Source organism: Pantoea sp. X-Soil-YNGN-785 (assembly GCF_059730585.1).
On the sequence record NZ_AP035942.1, the window covers coordinates 3,532,699 to 3,544,317 of the forward strand.

Here is an 11,619-nt window from a genome sequence, read left to right on the forward strand (position 1 = left end):
CCGTAAACGACGGATAGTTGGTTCTCATACCCGACCGTCTTCGAATAAAAGCGTTAAAGATACGCATTTTATCCCAAACAAGGGCGTTTATTCAGCCCGATTACGGGCTGACGTTACATCATTACCACGTCGAACTGCTCCTGAGTGTAGAGCGCTTCAACATGAACTTTCACCTGCTTACCCACAAAGATTTCCACTTCAGCCAGCGCATGAGACTCGTCGGTTTTTAGCGCCTCACCGACCGTTGGTGAAACATAGACCAGGAAACGGTCAGAATCATAAGCGTGATGAACCCGCACAATCTCACGCATGATTTCATAGCAGACCGTTTCAACCGTTTTCAGCGTGCCGCGCCCTTTGCAGACCGGGCAATCCTGGCACAGGACATGCTCAATGCTTTCACGGGTACGCTTACGCGTCATCTCCACCAGACCCAGCGCCGAGAAACCATTGATCCCGGTTTTAACCCGATCTTTACTGAGCGCGCTTTCCAGTGAATGCAGTACCCGGCGTCGATGGTCTTCATTGCTCATGTCGATGAAGTCGATAATGATGATACCGCCCAGATTACGCAGTCGCAGCTGACGCGCAATCGCCTGAGTGGCTTCAACATTGGTGTTGAATATCGTCTCATCGAGATTGCGATGCCCAACAAATGCACCGGTATTAATATCGATAGTCGTCATCGCTTCGGTCTGATCGATGATCAGATATCCGCCTGACTTTAGTTCAACTTTGCGATCCAGCGAGCGCTGAATCTCATTTTCAACGTCAAACAGGTCAAAAATAGGCTGTTTACCGTTGTAGAGCTCCAGTTTACCGGCCATCTCCGGAATATATTCGCCGGTAAATTCCACCAGCATGTCGCAGGTCAGACGCGAGTCGACCCGAATGCGATCCAGCGCTGCGCCCGCGAAATCACGCAGGATACGCTGCGCCAGGGCCAGCTCGCCATAGAGCAGGCAGCGGGTCTGGTTGCGCTTTTTACGCTCGCTGACTTTGGTCCAGAGACGTTTGAGAAAAGCCGCGTCCTGCGCCAGCTCCTCTTCGCCGATCCCTTCTGCGGCGGTGCGGATGATAAAACCGCCCAGATCGTCGCAGTAATCCGCCACCACCGCTTTAAGCCGATCGCGCTCTTTCTCACTCTCGATGCGCTGAGAGACACCGACGTGTGATGCGCCAGGCATAAAGACCAGGTAACGCGAAGGCAGGGTAATGTCGGTGGTCAGCCGGGCGCCTTTGGTGCCAAGCGGATCTTTAACTACCTGAACCACCAGGTCCTGTCCCTGACGCACCAGCTCGGCGATATCGCGCACGATGAAATTTTTCTTTTCGTCGCCCGCTACACATTCCGTATGCGGCATGATGTCAGAAGCATGCAGAAAGGCGGCTTTTTCCAGGCCAATATCGACAAAGGCGGCCTGCATGCCGGGCAGAACACGGCTTACCCGTCCTTTGTAAATATTGCCAACAATGCCGCGCCGCGCTTCGCGCTCAATATGGATTTCCTGAAGGATGCCGCCATCAATGTAAGCAACGCGTGTTTCAGAAGGCGTGACGTTAACCAGTAATTCAGCCGTCATGTTGACCCCTTACGGCACGCAGTGACTGGAAATGGCTGAGCAGTTCCGCTGTCTCAACTAACGGTAATCCGACCACTGCATGATAACTTCCATTAATTTTGCGGACAAAGTTTCCTCCCCTGCCCTGAATACCGTATGCACCCGCTTTATCCATTGGCTCACCGGTCGCGATATAGTCGTCGATGTCGCTCTCAGTTAAGGTGCGGAATGTCACATCAGTCGTCACGATGCAATCCAGCGCCTGCTGGCTGTCGGCCAGCGCCACTGCCGTCATGACCTGATGCGTATGACCGGAGAGTTTACGCAGCATCGCGTGGGCATCGGCGGCATCGCGCGGTTTTTCCAGCACGTCACCATTCAGCACGACAATCGTATCTGCGCCCAGCACCGGCAGATCCTGCGCGGCCAGTTTTACGCCCGCCTGCGCTTTGTCATTAGCCAGACGGCGGACATAGCTCTCAGCCGCTTCATTCGGCTGACGCTGTTCTTCAACGTCAGTCACGATGCGCTCAAATGTCAGGCCAAGTTGAGTTAACAGCTCACGACGACGCGGTGAACCGGAAGCAAGATAGAGGGTTACCATAAATTTCCTTATTGAACAGCGAACTGACGACGAATTTTTCTCATAAGTAAGAATAGCCAGGGCCAGAGAATACCGTCGACGACACTGCTCCAGAAAATTTCAGGTCGGAATGAAACGTTGATTACCAGGAATTCAGCCCAGAAGACAATTACATCCATCGCCAGTGACAGCACCATAACCATTAACGCTTGCTGCCACAACGCTAAGTTGCGGAATAACTGGAACTTAAAGGCTATCAGGTAGGCGATGATACTGAGTGCCAGCGCACGTACGCCCAGCGTGGATCCGGCAATCAGATCCATGATAGCACCCAGCATAAATCCGCTGCCGACGTTGACCCGATGCGGCAGTGCGAGAACCCAGTAGATAAGGATGAGCAGCAGCCATGAAGGCCGGAACATATAAATTTCATCCGGCCATGGCATGATCTGCAGGACTAACGCGACCAGGAAAGAGAGCCAGATGACCCAACGTCCCTGGCTGCGATATCGACTCAAGGCTGCCCCCCGCGTGAACGCGAGGAGTTGCTCTGTCCGCTACTGCCACTGCTGCCTGTTGATGGAGCAGGCGGCCCCATCTGTGCGGTGGGTGCAGGCGGACCCATTTCACCCGCAGGCGGTAAGACCTGCGGCATCATCTGCATCAGACGCTCATTCGCAACGCGATGAACCTCATCCTGCGGCAGCGGCATATCGCCATTGCGATCTGCGCCCCACAGCAGCAGCAGATAACGCAGACGCTGCAGACCCGCGGTCGGATGCGCCTGAATCACCGTGTAAGCGCGCTGAGTATCCACTTTCACTGAGGAGACCACGCCCACCGGATAACCCTCAGGGAAACGACCACCGATACCTGACGTCACCAGCACATCGCCGACCCGAATGTCCGTATTACCCGGCAGATGCTCAAGCTGGAGATCTTCAGTACAGCCGTTACCCGCGGCAATCACACGAATGTCATTACGCAGCACCTGAATAGGCAGCGCATGTGACGCATCGCAGATCAGCAGAACACGGCTGGTGAGCTGTCCGACGGCGATAACCTGACCGACCACGCCTTTATCACTGATGACCGGCTGACCCTCATAGACACCGTTAACGCTGCCTTTGTCGATCACCACCTGGTCGGTGTAAGGATCGGTGCCGGTGGAGATCACCTGTGTCACCATCTTTTGCTCATCCTGACGCAGCGGTGAACCCAGCAGTTCACGCAGGCGTGCGTTTTCCTGCTTATATTGCCCCAGCATTAGCAGGTTACTGTTTTTCAGGAAGAGCTCACGACGTAACGCTTTATTTTCCTGCTCCAGCTGCTGACGCGACGCCAGCGACTCCGACACGCCATCCAGCAGCTGACGTGGCCCATTAGCCAGGAAGTAAAACGGACTGACCGACGTATCCAGATAGTTGCGTATTTGGGTGAAAGAGCTCACACGGCTGTCGGCAATGATAATGGCAATTGCCACAATGACCGCCAGGAAAAGACGCAACTGCAGGGAAGGTCCCCTGCTAAAAATCGGCTTCATATAATCTGCGTGATCCTCGACAACAGGAGAGGAAGCGACGGCAAAACACCGTGCTTCCCTGGGCTGAACGCACTGTACCGGCACAGATTTCGCCGGTTCACATGCCACTCCCTCGCATGAGCATTGCGTTCTCAGCCGGTTGAGGCAATTATTCTTCGCTGAACAAATCGCCGCCATGCATGTCGATCATTTCCAGCGCCTTGCCGCCACCGCGCGCCACACAGGTCAGCGGATCTTCAGCAACAACAACCGGAATACCCGTCTCTTCCATCAGCAGGCGATCCAGGTTGCGCAGTAATGCACCACCACCGGTCAGCACCATACCGCGCTCTGAGATATCGGAGGCCAGCTCAGGCGGACACTGCTCAAGAGCAACCATCACCGCGCTGACGATGCCGGTTAACGGCTCCTGCAGCGCTTCCAGAATTTCGTTGGAGTTCAGCGTGAAGCCGCGCGGTACACCTTCTGCCAGGTTTCGGCCACGCACTTCAATTTCACGGACTTCATCACCCGGATAGGCTGAACCGATCTCATGCTTAATACGTTCTGCGGTCGCTTCACCGATCAGTGAACCGTAGTTACGACGCACATAATTAATAATAGCTTCATCGAAACGATCGCCGCCAATACGTACGGATGAGGAGTAGACCACACCGTTCAGGGAGATCACCGCCACTTCGGTAGTACCACCACCGATATCAACGACCATTGAACCGGTCGCTTCAGAAACGGGCAGACCTGCCCCGATTGCTGCAGCCATCGGCTCTTCAATCAGAAAGACTTCACGCGCGCCGGCGCCCTGAGCGGATTCACGAATCGCACGACGTTCTACCTGCGTAGCCCCGACGGGTACGCAGACCAGCACACGTGGGCTGGGACGCATAAAGCTGTTGCTGTGAACCTGCTTGATGAAGTGTTGCAGCATCTTTTCGGTCACGAAGAAGTCAGCGATAACGCCATCTTTCATCGGACGGATAGCGGCAATATTGCCTGGCGTACGGCCGAGCATCTGTTTGGCGTCATGACCTACGGCCGCGACGCTTTTCGGTGAACCGGCACGGTCCTGACGAATAGCAACCACGGAAGGCTCGTTCAGCACGATGCCCTGTCCTTTTACGTAAATCAGGGTATTCGCGGTACCCAGGTCAATGGACAAGTCGTTGGAAAACATGCCACGAAATTTTTTAAACATACTAAGGGATAATCCTGCAAGCTGGGGGCGGAAAATAAAATCCGCTTACTTTACCAACCACACGAAGCTGCCACAAGGCGCAAAAACGTTCTGCTTCGGTGAAAAAAGACGCCTGATTGCGTTTAAGTCATCTGAACCCGCGATCCGTAGCAGCAGAATGGCGACCAGACGCCATCAGTGCTGCATTTGCCGTGATTTCCGCTTGCCATGCCCGACATAAAATTTAACATTTCCGGCACGATGGTTATGGGTTCAGATGCGGCTTAACATTAAAAAAAACCGTCAATTTCTGTCATTACGACAGCAAATCATTAAATACGGTAACGTTGGGAATACTTCTTCACGTTACTGTTAACCGGAAGCGAAGGGGCAAAAAAGTCGCCCTGCCCGCCTGCCACACCTAGCGCCACTAATGTCTGCCACTCCGCTTTAGTGCGGACACCGGTAGCAAACACCTGAATACCCGTGGACTTACAGACCTCCAGCAGACTCTGTACAAACAGCTGATTGGCGGTCCGCCGTTCAATGTTGCGCACCAGACCCGCATCAAGCTTGATCAGTTCCAGCGGCAGGTGTCGTATATAGGCGCTGCTGACGACGGTTAAACCCGCCTGATTTACCGCTACCCGACAGCCAAAAGCCTTAAGTGCACGGAATACTGGCGTTAAATGGTCGATGTGTTGACAGACATCTGCCTCGGCAAGTTCAAATAAAAATCGTTTTCTTTGTGATTTGGGGCACTGCAGCAGCATATTCTGCAGCCAGAGGACAAATGAACGTTGCAGGAGAGAGGTTATCGTCACCGGCATCACCAGCGTCTCTTCCGGCCAGAGTTCAGAGAGTGCCGCGATGCGCGTGACCAGCTGACGATCCCAGCCATCAGCCATACCGAGCTGCTGCACCAGCGGCATATATTCTGCGGCCAGCACCTCTTTATCGCCATCGAAGATGCGGGTCAGCATGACCCGATGCTGTACCTTGCCTTCGGTATTCACGGTGGGTTTATGGTACAGCCGCGGACCGCCGCGACTAAGCGTGTTCTCCAGCAGGGTTCGCCAGCGCACGCTACCCCGCCCGGCGTCCTGAGGATTTCCTTCGCCATTAGTCCAGTTATTACCCCCCAGCAGTGCCGCACGTCGCGTGGCCATTTCGGCATTTTCTATCACCTGCAGGACGGTCTGCCCGCTGTGCCAGGCGGTGATACCGATGTGGATCAGATCATCGCGATTGACCAGGCGCATCGGCGGCAGAGAATCAACAGCATTGATCAGCTGATCGGCAATACTGTTTGCCTCTTTAAGACTGCGATGCGGCAGTAATACAGCAAAATCACTGCGAAAATAGCGTGCCAGCAAGGCGCCGGGATAGCGCAGCACAAAGGTAGAGAGCATGTTGACGAAATTGAACAGGTACTCCTCAACCAGCGCCGGCTCCAGTGAATCTTTCAGCGCGTCCAGATCGGGCAGGCGCACCATCATCACTACACCGTGGGTACCGACAGCTTCCTGATCTTCCAGCAGGGTCGCGAGCTGATTATCAAAGAACAGCCGGTTGTTAAGGCCAGTGCGTCCATCCTGCGCGGCAAAGGTGCGGATCAGCGTGTCGATACGCAGACGCTGTTCGCCCGCTTCCTGAAGATCCGCCAGCAGTACATCCATCGCGCGACTCGCTCTGGGTGGCCACTCATCCACATCCCGTTTCGGCACGACCCCGCGTTCGCCGTTGATAATCGCCTCTGCCCGTACTTCAAGATGCTCCATGCCACGCCACTGACGGCTGAGCCAGCGATGCATCATCAGCAACAGCAGACTCATCACCAGCATGGCCGTAAACAGAATGCCCAGCGTAGAGGTACCGGTGAATGAGCGCAGCCAGGTTTTGGCAGGATCAAGGGTGACAACCCGCAGCTGCAAACCGGTCTGATGCATCAAAGGCACATCGACCTGGATAAAACGATTGGGTTCGTCTTCCAGCATCTGGTTTTCGTGTCGGGAGAGTGTGAGGAAAGTCTGCCTGCCGTTATGAAGGGAAATCTGCTCGGCATTCATTATGGGCATCATGCGCGTAAGCCAGTTATGAAGCTGTTCTGGCGTCTCGGAGAACATCGCCTGATCGACCTCGGTCGCCAGCACCTGCGCCCGATGTTCAACCCGCTGATGACTGAACCAGAAAACACTGAATGCGCAGCCTGCCAGCATTAATGACATCGCCAGCAGGCTTAAAAAGGTAATAAACGCAGATAATTTTGTGGTTAATCGCATCCCTGTGCCTGTATTGCTGCGGTGATAACCGGATCACCCCACCTTGTACCGTCAGCCTGACGAAAACGCGAGCAAAATAGCATAATTTGCCGCTGCCGACAGCGCCGAGTCGCATGAAGCCGAAGTATATCGTCGGGACAGGATTGCTGATGTTAATCCCGACACTTTTCAGCGCATTCTCATCGCGCAGGCCAGCCAGGAAATTTCACATTTTCAGGGCGAAACTGGCTGATATCAGCGATAGTCATCATGCTGGTTGATGACATCCTGTCTGGAGAAGCCCCATGAAACGCATACCCTGTCTGACCGAAGCCGACGTAACGCCGGAAAGCATATTTAATATGAAGCGCCGCCAGGTGCTGAAAACACTGGGACTGAGCGCTGCGGCGATGGGTATGCCGGGCGTGGCAAATGCCGATATCCTCAGCTGGTTCAAAGGCAACGATCGCCCACCTGCCCCAGCAGGCCGGCCGCTCGACTTCACCAAACCGGCGCAATATCAGGCCGATCTGACGCTGACGCCTGCGGATAAAGTTTCTGGCTACAACAATTTCTACGAGTTCGGGCTGGATAAGGCCGATCCGGCTGCCAATGCCGGAACATTGAAAACAGAGCCCTGGAAACTGACCATTGATGGCGAAGTGTCGAAGCCCGTAACCCTGGATATGGATGACATCTTCAAACGCTTTGCTATGGAGCAGCGAATTTATCGCATGCGCTGCGTGGAGGCCTGGTCGATGGTGGTGCCCTGGGTAGGCTTCGAGCTGAATAAACTTCTCTCGCTGGCGGAACCCACCAGCAAAGCGCGCTTTGTTGCCTTTCAGACGCTCTACGATCCCGAGCAGATGCCGGGCCAGAAGGATCGCTTTATTGGCGGTGGCCTCAATTATCCCTATGTCGAAGGTTTGCGTCTGGATGAAGCAATGCATCCGCTAACCATACTGACCACCGGTGTCTATGGCAAAGCGCTGCCGCCGCAGAATGGCGCGCCGATTCGTCTGACGGTGCCGTGGAAATATGGCTTTAAAGGCATTAAGTCGATCGTCAAAATCACACTGACCGACAAACAGCCGCCAACCACCTGGAACCAGATTGCCGCCGACGAGTATGGTTTTTATGCCAATGTGAATCCCCACGTTAATCATCCACGTTGGTCACAGGCGACAGAGCGGTTTATTGGCCCAGGCGGCAGTCTGAAGGTCGAACGTCAGCCAACGCTACTGTTTAACGGCTATGCCGAACAGGTGGCGTCGCTCTACCGCGGCATGGACTTACGGGAGAATTATTAGGTGGTGCGCCTGTCGATAAAACAGATCATGTGGCTCAAGGTGATTCTGCACCTGGCAGCCCTGTTGCCGCTGGTCTATCTGGTGCTTGCCGCGATGCAGGGTGGTCTGAGTGCGGACCCGGCAAAAGATATTCAGCATTTTACCGGCCGCATGGCGCTGAAGCTGCTGCTGGGTACGCTGCTGGTTTCACCACTGGCACGCTACGGCAGGCAGCCGTTATTAATCCGCACCCGGCGCCTGCTCGGCGTCTGGACGTTTGTCTGGGCCTCTCTCCACCTGCTGAGCTACTACCTGCTGGAATTGGGCGTGGATAATCTGCGTCTGCTGGGCAGCGAACTCATCTCCCGGCCCTATCTGACACTGGGAATTATCAGCTGGCTGATATTACTGGCTCTGGCGGTAACGTCGTTTCAGCGCGCTCAGCGCAGGCTTGGTAAACGCTGGCAAACCCTGCACAACGCGGTCTATCTTGTGGCGATTCTGGTACCGATTCACTATATCTGGTCGGTAAAAACCGTGTCCCCGCAGCCACTTATCTATGCCCTCCTTGCTGCATTGCTGTTAGCCTGGCGTTACAAAAAATTTCTCAAATGGTGGCCCCGCTAGCACTTCACCCGTTGTTTTCCTCTGCTGTTTTCTGATAAAAGATGTGGCCCGCAGGCCACATCCGATCATCTTCGCAGATAAGACCAGTATTTTGCTGCGAAATGACACGAAACGGATATAATGCCCGGCTTTATTGCTCGTCGGGTCTTCTTTTTCAGCCTGAAAGGTGACAAATGAAGATTCGCAAGGTATTTTACGCGATGCCTCAATGATTGCGGGAGATGGCAGCACGATGGCGCATAAATTACATATTCTGCTTTTAAACGGGCCCAACCTGAATCTGTTGGGAACACGTGAACCTGAGAAGTATGGTCATTCCACGCTGAGTCAGATCGTTGATGATTTGACGCGTCAGGCAGACCAGTTGAATGTGGAATTGAGCCACCTGCAAACCAATGCTGAATTTCAGCTGATTGATCGCATTCATGAGGCCAAAGGCAATGTGGATTACATCATCATTAATCCTGCCGCGTTTACCCATACCAGTGTCGCACTGCGTGATGCCCTGCTGGCGGTAGAAATACCGTTTATCGAGGTTCATCTCTCAAATGTGCATGCCCGCGAGCCCTTCCGTCATCACTCCTATCTTTCTGATGTTTCTGCTGGCGTGATCTGTGGGCTTGGCGCTGACGGCTACACATGGGCTTTACAAACGGCAGTAAAACGCCTGTCTCAAACTAATTAATCAAACTGAGTACGGAACCCCACTCATGGATATTCGTAAAATTAAAAAACTGATCGAACTGGTTGAAGAGTCTGGCATTTCTGAGCTGGAAATCTCTGAAGGTGAAGAGTCCGTTCGCATCAGTCGTGCACCTGCAAACGTGGGTTACCCGATGATGCAGCAGGCTTACGCTGCGCCGGTTCAACAGCCTGCTCTGGCGACAGCCGTTGCCCCTGTTGCAGCCGTTGCCGAAGCGGCACCGGCTGAAATCAGCGGTCACATCGTGCGTTCACCAATGGTAGGTACCTTCTACCGTACGCCGAGCCCGGATGCGAAAGCCTTTGTGGAAGTTGGCCAGAAAGTGAATGCCGGCGATACCCTGTGCATCGTCGAAGCTATGAAAATGATGAACCAGATCGAAGCTGACAAATCAGGCGTGGTGAAAGCTATCCTGGTTGAAAGCGGTCAGCCGGTCGAATTTGACGAGCCACTGGTTATCATCGAGTAACGGGGCAGATCATGCTGGATAAAATTGTTATTGCTAACCGTGGTGAGATCGCACTGCGCATTCTGCGTGCCTGTAAAGAACTGGGCATCAAGACTGTTGCGGTACACTCAAGCGCGGATCGTGACCTGAAGCACGTGCTGCTGGCAGACGAAACCGTCTGCATCGGCCCGGCGCAGTCAGTCAAAAGTTACCTCAACATCCCGGCGCTGATCTCTGCAGCAGAGATCACCGGCGCGGTGGCGATTCACCCTGGCTACGGCTTCCTCTCTGAGAATGCCGATTTTGCTGAGCAGGTTGAGCGCTCCGGCTTTATCTTTATCGGCCCGAAAGCAGATACCATTCGCCTGATGGGTGACAAAGTTTCTGCAATCAATGCGATGAAGAAAGCAGGCGTCCCGACCGTACCCGGTTCTGACGGTTCGCTGACGGATGATATGGAAAAAAACCGTGCCTTTGCCAAGCGCATCGGTTATCCGGTCATCATCAAAGCGTCTGGCGGCGGCGGCGGTCGTGGTATGCGCGTAGTGCGCGGCGACAAAGATCTGGAAGAATCCATCAACATGACGAAAGCGGAAGCCAAAGCGGCTTTCAACAACGACATGGTCTACATGGAGAAGTATCTGGAGAATCCGCGCCACATCGAGATTCAGGTACTGGCTGACGGTCAGGGCAACGCGATCTATCTGGGCGAACGTGACTGCTCCATGCAGCGTCGTCACCAGAAAGTTGTCGAAGAAGCGCCAGGCCCAGGCATCACAGAAGAACAGCGTCGCTTTATCGGCAACCGCTGTTCCCAGGCCTGTATTGAGATTGGCTATCGCGGCGCAGGTACCTTTGAGTTCCTGTACGAAAACGGTGAGTTCTACTTCATTGAGATGAACACCCGTATTCAGGTAGAACATCCGGTAACCGAGATGATCACCGGTGTGGACCTGATCAAAGAGCAGCTGCGTATTGCTGCCGGTCAGCCACTGTCAATTAAACAGGAAGATGTGATCATTCGCGGACATGCGGTCGAGTGCCGTATCAACGCTGAAGATCCAGTCACCTTCCTGCCAAGCCCGGGTAAAATCACCCGCTTCCACGCGCCAGGCGGTTTTGGCGTGCGCTGGGAGTCGCATATTTACTCAGGCTACACCGTACCGCCTTATTACGACTCCATGATCGGCAAGCTGATCACCTATGGCGAAACGCGTGACGTGGCTATCGCTCGCATGAAAAATGCGCTGGCGGAACTGATCATCGACGGTATCAAAACCAACGTTGAACTGCAGATGAAAATCATGTCCGACGAAAACTTCCAGCACGGTGGAACCAATATCCACTATCTGGAGAAAAAACTCGGCTTGCACGAGAAATAATCGCAACGCTGAGTCAGTCTGAGGCCGGTTAATCCGGCCTTTTTCTTTTG

At 54.0% G+C, this 11,619-nt stretch carries 11 protein-coding genes; 5 read left to right on the forward strand and 6 right to left on the reverse strand.

The features are described from left to right. Positions 1-113: 113 nt before the first annotated feature. The 6 genes from rng to csrD all read right to left on the reverse strand — a co-directional run bounded on the left by rng (position 114) and on the right by csrD (position 7,141). A complete protein-coding gene (rng, locus tag AC6I8E_RS16375) occupies positions 114-1,583 on the reverse strand; it encodes a ribonuclease G (RefSeq protein ID WP_003855268.1) in 1,470 nt (489 codons plus the stop codon). Next, positions 1,573-2,166: a Maf family protein gene (locus AC6I8E_RS16380; RefSeq protein ID WP_013359204.1), complete on the reverse strand. Its 594-nt coding sequence runs from the start codon at positions 2,164-2,166 to the stop codon at positions 1,573-1,575. The genes rng and AC6I8E_RS16380 overlap by 11 nt, the downstream gene beginning before the upstream one ends. A gap of 8 nt (positions 2,167-2,174) precedes the next feature. Then, entirely contained in the window at positions 2,175-2,663 is a 489-nt protein-coding gene (gene mreD / locus AC6I8E_RS16385; RefSeq protein WP_013359205.1) for a rod shape-determining protein MreD, read from the reverse strand. Further along, entirely contained in the window at positions 2,660-3,688 is a 1,029-nt protein-coding gene (gene mreC, locus AC6I8E_RS16390) for a rod shape-determining protein MreC (RefSeq protein ID WP_013359206.1), read from the reverse strand. Before mreC ends, mreD begins: the two co-directional genes overlap by 4 nt. A 148-nt stretch (positions 3,689-3,836) precedes the next feature. After that, positions 3,837-4,880, reverse strand: coding sequence for a rod shape-determining protein MreB (gene mreB, locus AC6I8E_RS16395; RefSeq protein WP_003855260.1), 1,044 nt, complete (start codon positions 4,878-4,880; stop codon positions 3,837-3,839). Between the two features lie 311 nt (positions 4,881-5,191). Further along, the gene (gene csrD, locus AC6I8E_RS16400; protein WP_095706609.1) at positions 5,192-7,141 is read right to left on the reverse strand and encodes an RNase E specificity factor CsrD; all 1,950 of its coding nucleotides are present in this window, start codon (positions 7,139-7,141) and stop codon (positions 5,192-5,194) included. Between the two features lie 284 nt (positions 7,142-7,425). Here csrD and msrP point away from each other — a divergent pair, with 284 nt between their 5' ends. The 5 genes from msrP to accC all read left to right on the forward strand — a co-directional run bounded on the left by msrP (position 7,426) and on the right by accC (position 11,569). After that, positions 7,426-8,430 (forward strand): protein-methionine-sulfoxide reductase catalytic subunit MsrP, encoded by a 1,005-nt coding sequence (msrP, locus tag AC6I8E_RS16405; protein ID WP_013359209.1) that lies wholly within the window; start codon positions 7,426-7,428, stop codon positions 8,428-8,430. A 3-nt stretch (positions 8,431-8,433) separates the two neighbouring features. Beyond that, positions 8,434-9,036 (forward strand): protein-methionine-sulfoxide reductase heme-binding subunit MsrQ, encoded by a 603-nt coding sequence (gene msrQ / locus AC6I8E_RS16410; RefSeq protein ID WP_033784679.1) that lies wholly within the window; start codon positions 8,434-8,436, stop codon positions 9,034-9,036. A gap of 232 nt (positions 9,037-9,268) precedes the next feature. Beyond that, positions 9,269-9,721 (forward strand): type II 3-dehydroquinate dehydratase, encoded by a 453-nt coding sequence (aroQ, locus tag AC6I8E_RS16415; protein WP_013359211.1) that lies wholly within the window; start codon positions 9,269-9,271, stop codon positions 9,719-9,721. Positions 9,722-9,746: 25 nt separating this feature from the next. After that, a complete protein-coding gene (gene accB, locus AC6I8E_RS16420) occupies positions 9,747-10,208 on the forward strand; it encodes an acetyl-CoA carboxylase biotin carboxyl carrier protein (protein ID WP_013359212.1) in 462 nt (153 codons plus the stop codon). 11 nt (positions 10,209-10,219) lie between these two features. Further along, positions 10,220-11,569: an acetyl-CoA carboxylase biotin carboxylase subunit gene (accC, locus tag AC6I8E_RS16425; protein ID WP_013359213.1), complete on the forward strand. Its 1,350-nt coding sequence runs from the start codon at positions 10,220-10,222 to the stop codon at positions 11,567-11,569. Positions 11,570-11,619: the final 50 nt, after the last annotated feature.